We start from the raw sequence: 17087 nt of genomic DNA on the forward strand, positions 1-17087 counted from the left end.
TCGCCGCCGCGGTGCTAATTGGTTATTACGCTGATGGTTACGCCCACATCACGCAATCAAATCACTCAATGTGTACTCAAAAACTCTCTCTCAGCCACTGGCTGACACGTTGAATTCGCCCGCCCGTACCAGTCATAAGACCGGAGGAGGCTGCCTTCACGGACCGTTCTTCAATACCTGCCACCTGAGGGTAGATCAGAAGACCAACGGTCGCGGAGAAAGCCGCACCCTTAGCCGCCTCAGGCAGTCCTGCTATTCCTAGAGGACGCCCGATTCGCACATTTCTTGCAAGAATCCGTCTGGCAGCTTCTGGCATTCCCGGCAGCTGGCTTGCGCCACCCGTCAGAACAACGCGCTTGCCAACGATATGTCCGAGGCCCGACTGGTTCAGCCTGTCGCGAACCAGTTCCAATGTCTCTTCCACGCGTGCACGGATGATCCGCGTCAATACTGAGCGCGGATATTGATTGGGTACATCACGCTCGTCATCGCCAATTGGCGGAACCGAGATCAGATCACGATCGTCAGCTGCACTTGGCAGCGCCGAACCGTACATGACCTTCAGACGCTCAGCATCTTCCATACGGGTGGAGAAGCCGCGCGCCACATCCATCGTGACATGTGTTCCACCGATAGCAACAGCATCAGCGTGAATGAACTTGCCTTCGGAGAAGACAGAAATCGTTGTCGTGCCGCCGCCCATATCGATGCAGGCCGCACCCATTTCGGCTTCATCACCAACGAGAGCTGCGAGACCGCTCGCATAAGGGGTCGCGACGATTGCTTCGACCGACAGATGACAACGATTGATGCAAAGCTCGAGATTGCGCAGTGGAGCCGCATCAGCTGTCAGCACATGCATATCAACGCCGAGACTGTCGCCCAGCATACCAAGCGGATCGCGGATACCGCGCTCACCGTCAAGCGTGTAGCCAACCGGCAGCGAGTGAACGAGGTGACGTTCAGCAGCAAGCGCCTGCTTGGCGCCTGCAGCCAGTACGCGGCGAATATCTGTCTGCTCAACTTCATGACCGCCGAGGTTGACGCTCGCGGTAAAGGTTTCGCTCTTGAGGCGACCAGCAGAAATATTAACAATCAGGCTGTCGACAGTCAGGCCAGCCATGCGCTCTGCAGCATCAACCGCAAGACGGATGGACTGTTCAGCCGCATCGAGATCAATGATGACGCCAGACTTCACACCACGCGAACGCTGATGGCCAATGCCCAGCACTTCCATGCGGTGCGTGCGACCTGGCAGCAAGACGCCGCTTTCATGAGGACGCAGACGTGCGATCACGCAGGAGACCTTGCTTGAACCGACGTCCAGAACTGTGAGCAGGCGCACCTTGCGCCCTGCAGTTCCAACCTGTGATGAACCTTTTCCGCCCAGAATACTCATACGCGCTTCCCCGTGCGGGCTAATTCTTTTTTACGATCAGCCAAGAACTTCTGGCGCTGCTCCATGCCGCTTGCCGTCAGCTGGACCGTGACGCGATCATCAAGACGCATATCGACCGCAGCAATATCGCGGGACAGAAGATGCTTTTCGCTATCCAGACGCTCGACTTCGGCGAGAGCCTTCATAGGCTCATCTTCCGGCAGCATAATACGAACGCCATTCTCCAGCAGAATGTCCCAGCGGCGGTCAGCAACGCGGATATAGGCACGAACCTTGCCAGCAAGCGCCGGATAGGCCGCAACCTCGTCCACGAAGCCCTTAACGCGCTTTTCAGCACCCTCACCCACAACAAGCGGGAGAGCATTGTAACGGCCCGGACGGAATGGGACGATGGTGTCGCCTGCAGAATCAATCAAAGAGAGCTCCTGGCCATTCTGCCAGACGGCAAATGCCTTGCGCTCTTCCAGAGAAACCAGCAGCGTACCAGGATAAACCTTACGCACTTCAGCACTTTCAACCCAAGGCAGCTTGGCGATAGCCTGACGCGCACCTTCAGCACTCATGCCGACCAGTGACGTCTCGCCGTCCAGCTCAAGCTGACCGAGAATATCGATATCTGACGTTTCGTTGTTGCCAACGACCTTCACGTCTTCAATCGCAAAACCAAAAGTGGAAGCGGTTGCCTTGATCATATTTTCGGAATGACCACCGAGCACCATGCCGTAGATGCCGGTTGCACCGAGAAATCCGAGCATACCAATCGTGCCAGCATAGCGCGGAACATTGATATTGCCCTGAAACATACGGACAGCAAAGCGGAAAGGCTTCCGCAGAAGGCGCGGCAGAACAAAGGCTGCACCCGATGCATCCCGCATCGTGCCCGAACGCCTATATTCCTGAGATCTGCCGTTCAACGCAAACAAGACGCGTCCTCCACCATCCAACTCAACAATTCACCAAAAGAGATACCTGCCGCCTTCGCGATATCAGGTACGAGCGAGGTAGGAGTCATTCCCGGCTGGGTGTTAACTTCCAGCCAAATAACTTCGCCTTCTTCGGAAAAACGATCGTCGAAACGGAAGTCTGATCTGCTTACGCCCCGACACCCGATTGCCCGATGCGCCGTAAGGGCCATTGTTTGTATTTTTTGGTAAATATTTGGTAAAATTTTTGCCGGACACACGTGAGTTGATGCGCCTGCAACATATTTTGAATCATAATCGTAGAACTGATGCCCCACTGGAATGATCTCGCAGACGTCCATCGCGCGATCACCCATCACGGCGCAGGTCAATTCGCGGCCAGCGATGTATTTTTCGACCAGAACCTCGGCACCATAATTCCATTCAGCAGAGCTGATGATTTGTGGCGGGTGAGTCTGATCTTCCTTGACGATTACAACACCGAAGCTCGAACCTTCACGGACCGGCTTGACGACGTAAGGCGGCTTCATCGGATGCTCAGAGCCGATTTCGAAACGGCTGAGCAGAAGCGACGGCGCAACAGCTACACCAGCCGCAGCCGCGACCTTCTTGGCGCGATCCTTGTCCATGGCAAGCGCTGAAGCCAGCACACCGGAATGCGTGTATGGGATCTGGAGATATTCGAGTACACCCTGAATGGCACCATCTTCGCCGAACGGGCCGTGCAGCGCATTGAACGCCACATCAGGCTTCAGCTCAGCAAGAACACTCGCGACATTGCGATCAACATCAATGCGCGTCACGCGATAGCCGCACTCTTCAAGGGTTTGCGCACAGGCAGTTCCGGACGAGAGACTAACTGGACGCTCCGATGAGAAGCCACCCATCAAAACGGCAACATGCTTTCCAGCCTTCTGTCCAGCCATGTCAGTCATCCCCTCTGCGCATCCCCTGCGCTCGAATCAAAAATAGAATCTGGATAGTCCGGCGACACAAGCCGCAGACACCCAAGTCAGGAAAACCCTGACGAATCAAATCACTGTACGGTTAACCATAAAGAATCAGAGAGTTGATTCCGTGGCAAGCCCCTATCAAAAGGGGAGCAACTTACGGAGCGCTCAACAAGCGCAAAAAAGCCCGGAATTTCAGTAGGAAATCCGGGCTTCTTAAAATTAGACTTTTTGCAAGAATTCTTTCACTTCTTCCCCTTCGCGGAACAAGCCAAGCCGCTTGATCTCCCAATGAAGGCGAATACCTGAATTCTCATAAACTTTAGCGCGAACAGTTTCGCCGAGCGTTTCAAGGTCATGGCCGGTCGCATTTCCGGTATTGATCATGAAATTGCAGTGCATCTCAGACATCTGCGCGCCACCAACACGCAGGCCACGACAGCCCGCCTTGTCGATTTCTTTCCACGCAGATGTGCCTTCAGGATTCTTGAAGGTTGAGCCACCGGTTTTTTCGCGCACAGGCTGAACAGTTTCACGGTGATTCTGCACCTCGTCCATGGCTTTCTGAATTTCTTCACGGTCGCCCGGAATACCTTCGAACAGAGCCGAGGTAAAAATCAGATCAGGCGACGCTGAGGAATGCCGATATGCATAACCCATATCCGCATTGGACAGGACATGCAGTTCACCCTTGCGATCAAGCGCACGCACTTCCACAACACGCTCACGCGTCTCAACGCCGTTGGCACCGGCATTCATGCGCAGAGCGCCGCCAATGCCCCCGGGAATGCCGTGGTAGAAATGAAAGCCACTCAGACCCGCTTCAAGTGCTGCCGCTGCCACGCGCTTATCCGGCGTCGCAGTCCCTGCCCTGAGCTGGGTTTCGGAAACACGTTCGACTTCGCCAAAACCCTTCGCCGATAGCCTGACAACAAAACCTGGAATGCCACCGTCACGCACCAGAAGATTGGAGCCGATACCTACAACCAGAAGCGGAATCTCTTCCGGCACAGCTTTCAGAAATTCCGACAGATCTTCTTCATCAGCAGGCTGAAACAGAACCTGCGCAGGACCACCGGCACGGAACCACGTAATCTTGTCCATGCCGGTATCCGGCATCATCCGGCCGCGAAGACCGGAAAGCCTGCCATCAAGCTTCTTGAGAAGAGTTTCGCCGCTTTCCATTACTTTGCACCCTGATCAGCCAATTCTTTCGGCAATGCATAAGCCCACTGTGTAATGTTGCCTGCACCGAGGCAAACCACGAAATCACCAGGCTCTGCAATAGAAGCCACCAACGGCGCCAATGCTTCAGGGCCGCTTGCATAACGTGCATCGCGATGACCAGCAGTCTTGATGCGCGACACGAGCGTTTCCGAGTTCACACCTTCAATCGGGTCTTCGCCAGCTGTGTAAACCGGTGTTACGATAACCGTGTCGGCATCATTGAAGCACGCTGCAAACTCATCAAACAGGCTGTGAAGGCGTGTATAGCGGTGCGGCTGAACAATGCCGATTATTCGACCTTTGGTTGCTTCGCGTGCTGCTTTCAGAACAGCTCGAATTTCAACCGGATGGTGGCCGTAGTCATCGAAAATTTCGACACCATTCCAGGAGCCGGTATGAGTGAAGCGACGCTTGACCCCACCGAACGCACCCAAACCACGACGGATATCGTCGGCTGTTATGCCAAGTTCATTTGCGACTGCAATCGCTGCCGTTGCGTTTGAAACATTGTGCTTACCCGGCATCGGCAAGCGGAGATCCTTGATCTCAACCGTATCGCCCTTGCGTGAGCGGATCAGCACGTCAAACAGGCTCGTTGCGCCATCCATGCGATGATTAACAAAGCGGACATCCGCCTGCGGGTTCTGACCATAGGTGATGATGCGACGATCTTCGATGCGGCTTACCAGAGCCTGCACTTCAGGATGGTCAAGACACATCACGCCAAAGCCATAGAACGGCACGTTCTCGACAAACTGCGCAAAAGCTGCACGTACATTGTCGAAATTGCCGTAGTGATCCAGATGTTCAGGATCGATGTTGGTAACAACCGCAATATCGGCTGGCAGTTTCAGGAAGGTGCCATCGCTTTCATCGGCTTCAACAACCATCCAGTCACCATCGCCCATACGAGCATTGGTGCCATAAGCATTGATAATGCCGCCGTTGATGACGGTGGGATCGAGATGACCTGCATCAAGCAAAGCTGCAACCATCGATGTGGTCGTGGTTTTGCCATGTGTGCCGCCGATAGCAACCGCACGACGGAAGCGCATCAGCTCGGCCAGCATTTCAGCGCGGCGAACAATCGGCAGAAGCTTTTCGCGGGCGGCAGCCAATTCCGGATTAGTTTTCTTGATGGCAGTCGAAACGACGATGACTTCCGCGTCGCCAAGATTCTCGGCCTTATGACCGACAAAGACCTCAATGCCCTTCTCGCGTAGACGCTGCACATTGGCACTGTCCGACTGATCAGAACCCTGAACCTTATAGCCCAGATTGTGCAGCACTTCCGCGATACCGCTCATGCCAATGCCGCCGATCCCGATAAAATGGACAAGCCCGATGTTGAGCGGCATTTTCATGGCCGAGTTCCTTCTTTCAATTCCTGAACTGATTTTCCTGCTGCAATAGCCTCTGCAAGATCGGCAAGCAACTGCGCGGCATCAGGCTTCCCAACGCTTTTCGCAGCTTTTGCCTGTTGCTCAAGCCTTTCTGGCTCGTTAATCGCTGCACTAATGATGCTGGCCAGTCGTTCTGGCGTTAGTTCAGCCTGCCGAACCACATCACAACCGCCTGCCGCAGCAAGAGCCGCCGCATTCGCCGCCTGATCATGATCAAGCGCATGTGGAAACGGCACCAGCATGGCCGGACGGCCAATCGCTGCGATTTCTGAAACGGTAGAAGCTCCCGAACGCGAAATCACAAAATGCGCGTCGGCAATACGGGCTGGCATATCGTTGAAGAACGGCGCGACATCAGCCGGAACGCGCAGATTCTGATATGCGGCACGAACAGTGGCCTCATCCTCTTTACGCGCCTGCTGGGTAATCAGCAGCCTTGCGCGTTCGCTCTCGGGCAAAAGCGCAATTGCTTCTGGGATCGCATTTGAGAAAAACTGTGCGCCCTGACTGCCACCAAATACCAGAAGGCGAAAACGCTGACCCTCTTTGGCCGGCCTATAAGGCGTGTTGGCAGCAGCAAGCACTGGCGGGCGAACCGGATTGCCGGTCGCAACAATCTTGTCAGCGAACGCACCGCTTGTTTCTGGCAGAAACCCGCCAGCAATCGCTTTCACGCGTCCGGCCAGCCCCTTATTGGCACGGCCCATGACAGCGTTCTGCTCATGCACCATTGTCGGGATACCCATATTGCTCGCAGCATAAAGCGGCGGCAATGTTGGGTAGCCACCGAAACCAGCAACCAGCTTCGGTTTCAGACGACGAAATAGTTTGCGGCTGTCGAGATTACCCTGCCACAGCGACCACAATGTGCGTGCCAGCGCAATCGGATTGCGCCCTGCAATGGTTGCTGAACGGATCACATGCACATGGTCTTCTGCAAAGGCACCGGCAAAACGCTGCGCGCGTGCATCCGTTGCCAGATGCACATCCCAGCCGCGAGACTTCAGTTCGTGCGCCAGTGCTTCAGCTGGAAACAGATGGCCGCCTGTTCCCCCGGCGGCCAATACAATTACGCCTTTTCCCATAGTCCCCTCACAAAGCCGGAATGCGCTCGCCCATGCTGACCGTATGCGTCATACGCGCTTCCGGACGACGGCGTGTCAGTGCCAGCAGGATGCCCATGGTGATCGCAATAGCAACAAGCGAAGAGCCGCCATAGGAGATAAACGGCAGAGTCATGCCCTTGGCAGGCATCAGATGCAGATTAACCGCCATGTTGATGATCGACTGGAAGCCGAACAGAATCACGATGCCGGACACAGCGAGACGTGTGAAAGCATCGCGCTCACGCAGCGCAATCGACAGTCCGCGGATCACGATAAACGCGAACAGCGCCATGATGATCATGCACAGAATGATGCCATATTCTTCTGCGGCAACCGAGAAGATAAAGTCGGTGTGGCTATCCGGGATGATACGCTTAACGGTGCCTTCACCCGGTCCCTGCCCGAACCAGCCGCCACGCAGAATGGCTTCGCGCCCTGCATCCACCTGGAATGTATCACCTTCACCGGTCATGAAGCGGTTAACACGGCCCGCAACGTGATCGAGCGTCATGTATGCACCAAACGCACCGACAACGGCGATGCCGCCAAGAACCAGAATCCAGAACATCGGCAAACCGGCGAGGAAGAACATCGCGCCCCATGTGCCGGTGGTGAGCATCGTCTGACCAAAGTCTGGCTGCAGCATCAACAGCCCAGCAGTCACACAGAACAGCATCATCGCCAGAAAATAGCCCGGCATCTCGCCGCCGCGTTCGCGCTCGGAGAAAAGCCATGCGCAGATGACCACAAAAGCGGGCTTCATGAACTCGGAAGGCTGAATGGAAATGCCTGCAAGACTGACCCAGCGGCGCGCACCCTTGATCTCGATACCGACGAAAAGTGCTGCTGCCATCAGAAACAGCGAGGCGCAGAGCAGGATCAGCGCAAAACGCCTGATCTGGCGTGGCGACAGGAACGAGACACCGATCATCACGGCAACAGCCGGAATCATGAAGAAGGTCTGTCGTTCCACGAAATGGAAGCTATCAAGGCCAATGCGCTGCGCAACGGCAGGGCTTGCAGCAAAGGACAACAGCACACCAAGCCCCATCAGGGCCAGACATGCAGCCAGAAAGTAACGGTCGATTGTCCACCACCAATTGGCGACAGCACCACGGTCAACGCGACTTACCATCAGCTTTCCCCTCTCATTGGCTCAATACCTGGGAGCGCAAGCACGGCGTTGCGGAATGCATCGCCGCGTTTTTCAAAATTCTGGAACTGGTCAAAGCTCGCACAGGCTGGCGAAAGCAGAACCACAGGTTCGCTTGCTGCATCATTGCCTGCATCGCGTGCAGCATGTTCAACTGCAACAGCCAGCGTGTCGGAAATCTCAAATGTCACCGCATCTCCCAGCGTCGCAGCAAACTGCGCCGCAGCTTCACCAATCAGATAGGCTTTGGTAATGCGCGGGAAAAACTCCGATAAAGCGCTGATACCACCAGCCTTGGGCACGCCGCCAGCGATCCAGTAAATGTGGTTCGCAAAAGACGACAGCGCAGGCGCGGTTGCTTCGGCATTGGTTGCCTTGGAATCATTGACGAACAGAACCTTGCCGCGATGACCAACCTGTTCCATGCGATGCGCAAGACCGGGGAAGCTTTTCAAACCTGCACGAATTTCTTCAATCGAAAGGCCGACCGACAAACAGGCCACGATTGCAGCCAACGCGTTCTGCGCATTATGCGCGCCGCGCAGCGAACCAATTCCCTCCAGTGAAGCGAGTTCTTCAACCTTGCCGCTCAATGTCGAATAGAGCTTTGCACCGTCAGCGAATGCACCGTTCTCAAGGCGCTTATCCTTGGAAATACGTGCGACTTTTACGCCCTTGTTTTCAAGACGATCCGCAATGCTCCCGCAATATTCATCGTCCACACCAACGATTGCCACACCGCTTTTCTCAACAAGCCGCTGCTTAATGGCAGCATAGTTTTCCATGGAGCCATGGCGGTCGAGATGATCAGGCGTAAGATTGAGAAGAATACCAGCAGTAGGATTGAGCGACGGTGCCAGATCAATCTGGTAGGACGAGCACTCGACCACATAGAAACGATCCGGTGCGGGCGCTTCCAATGTAAGGATCGCCGTGCCGATATTGCCGCCGAGCTGCATGTCGCGGCCCGAAGCCTTGATGATATGCGCAATCAGCGCGGTCGTGGTGGATTTGCCGTTCGTGCCGGTGATGGCGATAAACGGACAATCCGGCGCAATATGATTGCGTTCACGCACGAAAAGTTCAACATCGCCGATAATCTCGACACCGGCAGCATGAGCGAGATCAACTGTCCAGTGTGGCTTGGGATGCGTCAGCGGTACGCCGGGCGAAAGCACAAAGGCAGCGAACTGCGACCAGTCCGCTTGCCTCAAATCACCAGTCGCTATACCCGCACTCTGTGCGCGGGCAACACTGTCGGGATTATCATCCCAGGCAATGATCTTCGCTCCACCCGCCACAATGGCCTTGGCGGTAGCGATGCCCGACCCACCCAGTCCGAAGAGGGCTACAGTCTTATCTTTAAGGGCGGTGATCGGGATCATTCTGCGTGCCTGTTATCTGAGCTTCAATGTGGAAAGGCCGATCATGGCGAGGATAATTGCCACGATCCAGAAACGGATCACGACCTGGCTCTCCGTCCAGCCTTTCTTTTCAAAATGATGATGAATTGGTGCCATCAGGAAGACGCGCTTGCCGGTGAGTTTGAACGAACCAACCTGAATGATGACCGAGAGTGCTTCAACCACAAACAAACCACCGATGATGGCAAGAACGATTTCGTGCTTGGTTGCAACAGCAACCGTGCCGAGCATCCCGCCGAGCGCCAGCGAACCAGTGTCACCCATGAAGATTGCAGCAGGCGGTGCATTGAACCAGAGGAAGCCAAGACCTGCGCCGATAACAGCGCCCAGTACAACGGCCAGTTCGCCCGTGCCTGGAACAAAATGGATTTGCAGGTAATCGGCAAAGATCGCATTACCCGAAAGGTAGGCGATGAAGCCGAAAGAGGCCGCAGCAACCATCACAGGCACAATCGCAAGACCATCAAGACCGTCAGTCAGGTTCACCGCATTGCCTGCGCCAACCATGACGAAGGCTGCCAATGGAATGAAGAACCAGCCGAGGTTCAGAACAAACTGCTTTACGAACGGGAACGTCAGCGATGAGGAGAACGGCTCCTGTCCTGCCCGCATGATGATGAAGGCTGCAATCGCCGCAATCAGAAACTCGATGCCCAGACGCGATTTACCGGAAAAGCCTTTATCCGACTGTTTCGTGACCTTGAGATAGTCGTCGTAAAAGCCGATTGCACCAAAACCAACTGTGACCATCAGCACGACCCAGACATAGACGCTGGCGAGATTGGCCCAGAAGAAGCAGGAGACCAGAATACCGGTCATAATCATCAGGCCGCCCATGGTGGGCGTACCAGCTTTCTTGAAGTGGGTCTGAGGGCCATCAGCACGGATCGGCTGACCTTTTCCCTGTCGCGCGCGCAGCGAATTGATGATCGCAGGGCCGAACAAGAACACGATCAACGCCGAGGTAATCATCGCCCCGCCAGTGCGGAACGTGATGTAGCGGAACACGTTAAACGGTGTCACATGCTCGGCGAAGATTGAAAGAAGCATCAACATGCTGAGAAAAATCCCTCAAAAACTGCTACTCGGCAGGCACCACTGGCGGAAACTGATTGGTAAGCGCCTTGACGATCTTGGAAAAGCCAATCCCCTTGGATGACTTCACCATGACAACATCGCCGGGACGCACAGCCTTCGTCACCAGCGGCAACAATTCATCGGTGCTCTGCCTGTATTCGACGCTAATTTCAACCGGCAAGGCATTTTTGAGCACCGACATTTCGCGTCCGCCGATATAAAGCACGTTCACTTCCGCATCGACGATGGGGCGTGCAAGATCGGCATGAAGCTTTCCAGACTGACGGCCAAGCTCCAGCATATCGCCCAGAATTGCGATGCGACGACCACGCGGGCCTTCAGGCGGTGTTGCATGAAGCAGCGACAGCGATGCACGCATCGAGGTCGGGTTTGCATTGTAGCTTTCATCGATCAGCGTGAAGGAACCACCATCCGGATGCTCCAGAACATGACGCGCGCCGCGTCCGCCTTCAGCAGTCAAAGTTGCCATCGCAATGGCAACCTTTGCCATATCTGCACCAACGAGATGGGCCGCGCCAAGTACAGCAAGCATATTTTGCACGATATGGCGTCCCGGCATGCCGACTTTTACAACAGCTTCTTCGTTACCGATCTTCACCGTCATGCATGAGCAGGTCGGATGCATCTTCACTTCACGCAGGCGATATTCGGAACGGGCATTTTCGCCGAAGGTGACGATATGCTCGACGCCTGCCTTTTCGGCAAGCTCTTCAAGCTGCTTGAAACGCTTGTCGTCGCGATTGAGAAGCGCATAACCACCCGGCACAACACCTTCAAAAATCTCGGCTTTTGCCACTGCGATTTCTTCGAGATTTGCAAAGTGACCAAGATGTGCCGGTGCGATCAACGTTATGAGGGCCACATGCGGGCGAACCATCTTAACCAGCGGTCGGATTTCGTCGTGGTGGTTCATGCCAATTTCAAACACACCATAATCGGTATCAGCTGGCATACGGGCGAGTGTCAGCGGCACGCCCCAATGATTGTTAAACGACGCAACCGATGCATGAACCTTGCCTGAATCGGCCAGCACATGACGCAGCGCTTCCTTGGTCGTCGTTTTACCGACAGAACCGGTAACAGCAATGATCTGAGCTTTGGAACGATCACGCGAGGCAATACCGAGCTTGATCAAGGCTTCAAGCACGTCTTCAACCACGATCATCGGAACCTTGAGATTACCGAGAGCCGGAAGACGGGATTCGTTGACGACCAGAAGACCAGCACCAGCTGCCATGGCAGCCGTTGCAAAATCATGTCCATCAAACAATTCGCCTTTGATTGCAAAGAAAGCTTCGCCCTCTTTCAGCGTACGGCTATCGATAGAAATCCCGGTGATACCCGCAGGCAACGTACCGAAAGGCCGGCCTTCCATGGCCTCCACCATATCGGCAGATGTCCAAAGCCAGTCACTCATCCCTTATGCTCCTCAAGGCGTGCTGCCAGTGCAGCCGCCACTTCCGTATGATCCGAGAACGGCAGCGTGATGTCGCCGACGATCTGGCCTTCTTCGTGTCCCTTACCCGCAACCACCAGTGTGTCACCGGGCATCATCATGGAAACTGCAGTGAAGATTGCCTCGCGCCGGTCGCCGATTTCGGTCGCACCGGGGGCCGCAGCCATGATTTCCGAACGGATTTGTGCGGGCACTTCCGAACGTGGATTGTCGTCGGTTACAATGGCAACATCGGCGAGACGTGCAGCAATTTCACCCATGATCGGGCGCTTGCCCTTGTCACGGTCGCCGCCACAGCCAAACACCACGATCACGCGTCCAGTTGTAAATGGACGCACGGAAGTAAGAACGTTTTCAAGTGCTTCCGGCTTATGTGCGTAGTCCACATAGGCCGGAGCGCCCTCTTCCGTGGCTCCAACCAGATCAAGACGGCCCGGCGCACCCTTGAGGCGCTCAAGCGCACGCATGGCAGCCGCAGCCGGAACACCCGTAACCATCGCAAGACCTGCCGACACAAGCGCATTGGCAACCTGAAAGTCACCGGCCAGCGGCAGTTCGACTTCAAAGATTTCGTCAGCAATGCGCACTTCAATGTGCTGGCGGAAACGTTCATGCTCGACGCGTTTGATGGTAATGAAATCGCCTTTGCGACCAACAGTCTTCACATCGCAACCAGCGGCTTTTGCAGCTTCAATCGCCTGTGGCGAGAACTGGTCATCCGCAAAAATGATTGCAGGTGCACCTTTTGGAAGCAGCGTATCGAACAGGCGCATCTTGGCGTGCAGATATTCTTCGATCGTCGCATGATAATCCATGTGATCGCGACCGAGATTGGTGAACGCGCCAGCAGCAAGCTTCACACCATCGAGACGACGCTGATCAAGACCATGGGACGAGGCTTCCATCGCGGCATGGGTCACACCTTCATCGGCAAGCTCTGCGAGCACGCGATGCAGTTCAACCGGATCAGGTGTTGTCAGCGAATTATAATCACTGCGGGTTGGCGAGAAAACGCCTGTCGTTCCGATATTGGCCGCAGGAAAACCCGCATAAGCCCAAATCTGTCGGGTAAACGAAGCAACAGAAGTCTTGCCGCTGGTACCCGTCACGGCAACCATGACTTCAGGCTGCTTGCCATAAAATTGAGCGCTCGCAACGGCCAATGCATGACGTGGATCTTCAACATGCAGAACAGGCACACCGAGGTTTTCAATGGCTGCATTCTTGCCAGCGATAACGGCAACAGCACCACGCTTGACGGCATCGACTGCATAGGCGGAGCCATCCGCTTTTACACCTTTGAGAGCCGCAAAAAGGAAGCCGCGCTCGACTTTACGAGAATCTGAGGTGACACCAACAATGTCCACTTCGCTCGCAGCGCCGGAGGCCAGTTCCTTAAAGAGTGTAATTTCCTTCAGCTTCATGGTCATACCAAATCCAGGTTCAGTGGTGCAGTTTCCGCTTCCCGCTACAACTACACAAATCAGTCGTTTATCGAATCAGCAGAAGCGATCTCTGATGCTGCTGGCGCAAATTCCTGTTTAAAATCGGGCTTAACCCCCAAAAATGAGGCTGAGCGCCTAATAATATCGGCAACCATTGGCGCAGCATTAAGACCAGCGGTCGCGCTGTACTTGCCTTCTTCCGGCTTAGGCTCGTCAATAATAGTCAGAACGACATAGGTAGGATCGTCCATCGGGAAGGATGCGAGGAATGCATTGAAGCGCACATCCTTCGAATAGCGGCCATGCACGACCTTTTCAGCCGTACCCGTCTTGCCGCCGACACGATAGCCCTGAACCGTTGCACGTTTACCCGAACCGCCTGGCGCGGTTGAGTTCAGGCGATAAAGATAACGCATGTCCGCTGACACCTGCGGATGAATAACCTGCTGCGCCACCTGATCGGCCTGAGCCTGCGTGCGTGTAAGGAATGTCGGCTCAATCAGCTTGCCGCCATTCATCAAAGCTGCTGCACCAACAGCGGTCTGCAGCGGCGTGGTCATCATGCCGTGTCCGAACGAAATGGTCATTGAGTGAACCTTCTTCCAGACGCGCGGCTCGACCGGGCGCGCCACTTCAGGCAGCTCAGTCTGCATACGGTCAAGAAGACCCATTTTCTTCAGGAACGCACGATGACCTTCAATGCCGACAACGTTGGCTTCATGACCCGAACCAATGTTGGACGAGAAGATAAAGACTTCAGGCAGCGTCAACACGCGGCCTTTGCCGTGGAAGTCGCGGATTGTCTGACGACCGATAACCAGCGGACGCGACGCATCGATCCTCGAATTGAGATTAAACTTGCCCGAATCTAGCGCCATTGCTGTAGTGAAGCTCTTGATTGTCGAGCCCATTTCGTAGGTACCCGCCGACATGCGGTTCAAGCGATCCTTATCGAGCGCGTTAACCGGATTGTTCGGATCAAAATCCGGCACCGAAGCCATAGCAATGACTTCGCCGGTCTTCACGTTGAGAACCACGGCACCCGCAGCAATCGCGCGATAACGTTCCATCGCCTTGACGAGAACGTCGCGCATGATGTGCTGCACGCGGATATCGATCGAGAGCTTGATCGGCTCAAGCGATTGCCCGGTTGCCATACCGACAGCGCGAAGATCGCTCAGTCCCTGACTGTCGATATATTTTTCCATACCCGCAATGCCCTGATTGTCGACATTAACGAGACCAAGAATATGCGAAGCGGTTGGACCACCCGGATAAAAGCGACGCTTTTCCGTACGGAAGCCGATACCGGGCACACCCAGAGCCATAATCTGGCTCTGCTGACGTGGCGTCAGACCGCGCTTCACCCAGACGAAGCCTGCTCCACTTTTCAGACGGCGATAGGTCGCTTCCCAGTCGAGATCGGGAATAACGGTTGAGAGAAGTTCGATTGTTTCATCCGGATCGACGATCTTGCGTGGCTCGGCAAACAGCGAAGCGGTCTTGATATCAGTCGCAAGGATTTCACCATTGCGATCCAGAATGTCCGGGCGCGATGCGAGCTGATGTACGGCAGGGCCGCCAGAGTCATCACCCTCGCCGCCAATCACACCGAAATAGACCAGCTTACCGCCGATCACGCCATAAATGCCGACGAAGCAGGCAATGGCCATCCAAAGACGATTGCGTGCGCGATTGCCGTGCTTTTTACGCGAGCCGACAAAAGCCATATTGCCGGCCAGCTTTTCATTGCCAGCCGGCTCAAAGCCGTCATTGGTGTTCTGTTTGTTCTTCTTGGAAAATCCGAGCTTCAGCCGCATGATTAGTGCCTCGCTCCATTCTTCTTGATGCTGCCAGTGGTTGTCGCGTCTGGCTCCAGAACGCCACTTGCCACCAGTTCATCGCTACCTGAGATAAGTTTCTGAATATCATCCAGCTGACGCTCTGGAATGTCTTCCACGCCCATAGCAAGCTGCTCTGCTTCAATTGGCTGGAGCTTCAGCTCTTCCGCGTAAACGCCAACGAGACTCTGCAGACGACCTGGCTGCGTCATCAATGCCCAATCCGCGCGCAACAGCGTAATCGTATCCTTCTCGGAATCGATCTGACGCTTGAGTTTGGCAATAACAGCGATCTGCCTTTCCGCATCATATTTGATGGTATAGGTGATCGTTGCTGCCACCAGCATCGCCGCTATCATGATGAGTTCAAAAGTACGCAGCACTCGTTCAACTCCGGGCCAGTTCATACGTTTCAGGCAGCTTTGGCAGCCCGAAAAGTGAAAGATCATCTTCTAGAGGCGGATTTTCAGTCCTCAGTCCCGCACGCAGTTTTGCAGAGCGAGCACGAGGATTGCGCTCTTCTTCTTCGGCGCTCGGTCCAACAGCCCCTTTTACCGCAGCCGTAAAGCTTGGAAGGCGCACATGCGTTTCCGGCAAATGCCGCGATCCAGCGCTACCACCGGCACGATCAGCAAAGTAGCGCTTGACCATACGATCTTCGAGCGAATGGAAGGTCACGACAACAAGGCGACCACCGGGCTTCAGAATACGTTCGGCTGCAAGCAATGCTCGCGCCAGTTCGCCAAGCTCATCATTCACATAGATGCGCAACGCCTGAAACACGCGCGTTGCAGGATGAATAGGCACTTTTGGATTACGGCCGACCAGCGATTCAATCGCATTGGCTAGATCAAGTGTGCGCGTGAAAGGCTGTGTTTCGCGACGCTTTTCAATCATGCGCGCGATGCGACCTGCATGACGCTCTTCGCCGAGAAAATTAAAGATGCGTGCAAGATCGCCCATCTTCAGGCGGTTAACCACATCGGCAGCGCTTGGACCGTTGCGTGACATGCGCATGTCGAGCGGCCCATCCTTCTGGAAGGAAAAGCCACGCTCGGCTTCATCGATCTGCATCGACGAGACACCGATATCGAGCACAACGCCATCCACCTTCGCGCCTTCTCCCTCGACTGTTTCAACAGCTTCATCCAGCGCCGAAAACCGGCTTTCAACCAGATTGAGCCTGCCTTCGAACTGCTTTTCCATGACACGACCGGCTGCAATGGCAGTCGGGTCGCGATCAATAGCGATTACGCTTGCGCCCTGCTCCAGAATACGTCGGGTATAACCGCCCGCACCGAATGTGCCATCGACGATTACTTTGCCGGTTTCGGGTTTCAGGGCATCAATCACTTCGGAAATAAGCACCGGAACGTGACGGACCTGAGCCCCTTCGGCTTGAGATTGGTCTCCGCCGAGGCTAGCCATCATCCCGATCCTTTCCCGGGATCAAGTCCCGCTATCCTGTGTTTTCTGTATGGATTCCGGCCAATTGTAGACGAGCTTCGATTTGGCGGATTCGTTCAAACAGTTATCGGATATTAAGCTTAATGAACCGTTATCCTTTGCAACGCCCATACAGAAAACCAGGGCTTATACAAAAGTTTTTCTGGCATGATTTCAGCTTGTCCAACGACCGAAAACTGCGCGCTCAACCGGCAG

The 17087-nt window shown here is 54.9% G+C and carries 14 protein-coding genes; all 14 read right to left on the minus strand.

Going from position 1 to position 17087, the window contains the following annotated elements; genetic code table 11:
- Positions 1 to 76 precede the first annotated feature (76 nt).
- The gene (ftsA, locus tag ABWV94_RS11100; protein ID WP_007875786.1) at positions 77 to 1399 is read right to left on the minus strand and encodes a cell division protein FtsA; all 1323 of its coding nucleotides are present in this window, start codon (positions 1397 to 1399) and stop codon (positions 77 to 79) included.
- Positions 1396 to 2322: a cell division protein FtsQ/DivIB gene (locus ABWV94_RS11105; RefSeq protein WP_039859930.1), complete on the minus strand. Its 927-nt coding sequence runs from the start codon at positions 2320 to 2322 to the stop codon at positions 1396 to 1398. Before ABWV94_RS11105 ends, ftsA begins: the two co-directional genes overlap by 4 nt.
- Complete coding sequence (locus tag ABWV94_RS11110) at positions 2310 to 3248, minus strand: D-alanine--D-alanine ligase (RefSeq protein WP_113497993.1); 939 nt, start codon at positions 3246 to 3248, stop codon at positions 2310 to 2312. Before ABWV94_RS11110 ends, ABWV94_RS11105 begins: the two co-directional genes overlap by 13 nt.
- Before the next feature lie 246 nt (positions 3249 to 3494).
- Positions 3495 to 4457: a UDP-N-acetylmuramate dehydrogenase gene (gene murB, locus ABWV94_RS11115; RefSeq protein ID WP_079212076.1), complete on the minus strand. Its 963-nt coding sequence runs from the start codon at positions 4455 to 4457 to the stop codon at positions 3495 to 3497.
- Entirely contained in the window at positions 4457 to 5863 is a 1407-nt protein-coding gene (murC, locus tag ABWV94_RS11120) for a UDP-N-acetylmuramate--L-alanine ligase (protein WP_113497990.1), read from the minus strand. The genes murB and murC overlap by 1 nt, the downstream gene beginning before the upstream one ends.
- Positions 5860 to 6987 carry an undecaprenyldiphospho-muramoylpentapeptide beta-N-acetylglucosaminyltransferase gene (gene murG / locus ABWV94_RS11125; RefSeq protein ID WP_113497988.1) on the minus strand — a complete coding sequence of 376 codons (1128 nt, stop codon included), beginning with the start codon at positions 6985 to 6987 and terminating at the stop codon, positions 5860 to 5862. The genes murC and murG overlap by 4 nt, the downstream gene beginning before the upstream one ends.
- Positions 6988 to 6994: 7 nt before the next feature.
- Positions 6995 to 8143, minus strand: a complete 1149-nt coding sequence (ftsW, locus tag ABWV94_RS11130; RefSeq protein WP_007875797.1) for a putative lipid II flippase FtsW — start codon at positions 8141 to 8143, stop codon at positions 6995 to 6997.
- Complete coding sequence (gene murD / locus ABWV94_RS11135; protein ID WP_113497986.1) at positions 8143 to 9546, minus strand: UDP-N-acetylmuramoyl-L-alanine--D-glutamate ligase; 1404 nt, start codon at positions 9544 to 9546, stop codon at positions 8143 to 8145. The genes ftsW and murD overlap by 1 nt, the downstream gene beginning before the upstream one ends.
- Before the next feature lie 12 nt (positions 9547 to 9558).
- A complete protein-coding gene (mraY, locus tag ABWV94_RS11140) occupies positions 9559 to 10641 on the minus strand; it encodes a phospho-N-acetylmuramoyl-pentapeptide-transferase (RefSeq protein WP_007875799.1) in 1083 nt (360 codons plus the stop codon).
- 25 nt (positions 10642 to 10666) lie between these two features.
- Positions 10667 to 12100, minus strand: a complete 1434-nt coding sequence (locus ABWV94_RS11145) for a UDP-N-acetylmuramoylalanyl-D-glutamyl-2,6-diaminopimelate--D-alanyl-D-alanine ligase (RefSeq protein WP_007875801.1) — start codon at positions 12098 to 12100, stop codon at positions 10667 to 10669.
- Positions 12097 to 13569 carry a UDP-N-acetylmuramoyl-L-alanyl-D-glutamate--2,6-diaminopimelate ligase gene (locus tag ABWV94_RS11150; RefSeq protein WP_113497984.1) on the minus strand — a complete coding sequence of 491 codons (1473 nt, stop codon included), beginning with the start codon at positions 13567 to 13569 and terminating at the stop codon, positions 12097 to 12099. Before ABWV94_RS11150 ends, ABWV94_RS11145 begins: the two co-directional genes overlap by 4 nt.
- A 53-nt stretch (positions 13570 to 13622) precedes the next feature.
- Positions 13623 to 15404: a peptidoglycan D,D-transpeptidase FtsI family protein gene (locus ABWV94_RS11155; RefSeq protein WP_064320830.1), complete on the minus strand. Its 1782-nt coding sequence runs from the start codon at positions 15402 to 15404 to the stop codon at positions 13623 to 13625.
- Between the two features lie 2 nt (positions 15405 to 15406).
- Positions 15407 to 15808: a cell division protein FtsL gene (gene ftsL / locus ABWV94_RS11160; RefSeq protein ID WP_007875804.1), complete on the minus strand. Its 402-nt coding sequence runs from the start codon at positions 15806 to 15808 to the stop codon at positions 15407 to 15409.
- 4 nt (positions 15809 to 15812) lie between these two features.
- Positions 15813 to 16856 (minus strand): 16S rRNA (cytosine(1402)-N(4))-methyltransferase RsmH, encoded by a 1044-nt coding sequence (gene rsmH / locus ABWV94_RS11165; protein WP_192797986.1) that lies wholly within the window; start codon positions 16854 to 16856, stop codon positions 15813 to 15815.
- Positions 16857 to 17087 lie beyond the last annotated feature (231 nt).

Origin of the sequence: Brucella sp. NBRC 12953, from assembly GCF_040369775.1 — a bacterium.
In the GTDB taxonomy this organism is placed as follows: Bacteria; Pseudomonadota; Alphaproteobacteria; order Rhizobiales; family Rhizobiaceae; genus Brucella; species Brucella pseudogrignonensis.

Bases quoted from the DNA above. Each gene is read 5' to 3' on its own strand.
- rsmH (WP_192797986.1), bottom strand. From the start codon at position 16,856: ATGATGGCTAGCCTCGGCGGAGACCAATCTCAAGCCGAAGGGGCTCAG.
- murB (WP_079212076.1), bottom strand. From the start codon at position 4,457: ATGGAAAGCGGCGAAACTCTTCTCAAGAAGCTTGATGGCAGGCTTTCC.
- ftsW (WP_007875797.1), bottom strand. From the start codon at position 8,143: ATGGTAAGTCGCGTTGACCGTGGTGCTGTCGCCAATTGGTGGTGGACA.
- murC (WP_113497990.1), bottom strand. From the start codon at position 5,863: ATGAAAATGCCGCTCAACATCGGGCTTGTCCATTTTATCGGGATCGGC.
- mraY (WP_007875799.1), bottom strand. From the start codon at position 10,641: ATGTTGATGCTTCTTTCAATCTTCGCCGAGCATGTGACACCGTTTAAC.
- ABWV94_RS11110 (WP_113497993.1), bottom strand. From the start codon at position 3,248: ATGGCTGGACAGAAGGCTGGAAAGCATGTTGCCGTTTTGATGGGTGGC.
- murG (WP_113497988.1), bottom strand. From the start codon at position 6,987: ATGGGAAAAGGCGTAATTGTATTGGCCGCCGGGGGAACAGGCGGCCAT.
- ABWV94_RS11155 (WP_064320830.1), bottom strand. From the start codon at position 15,404: ATGCGGCTGAAGCTCGGATTTTCCAAGAAGAACAAACAGAACACCAAT.
- murD (WP_113497986.1), bottom strand. From the start codon at position 9,546: ATGATCCCGATCACCGCCCTTAAAGATAAGACTGTAGCCCTCTTCGGA.
- ftsA (WP_007875786.1), bottom strand. From the start codon at position 1,399: ATGAGTATTCTGGGCGGAAAAGGTTCATCACAGGTTGGAACTGCAGGG.
- ABWV94_RS11145 (WP_007875801.1), bottom strand. From the start codon at position 12,100: ATGAGTGACTGGCTTTGGACATCTGCCGATATGGTGGAGGCCATGGAA.
- ABWV94_RS11150 (WP_113497984.1), bottom strand. From the start codon at position 13,569: ATGACCATGAAGCTGAAGGAAATTACACTCTTTAAGGAACTGGCCTCC.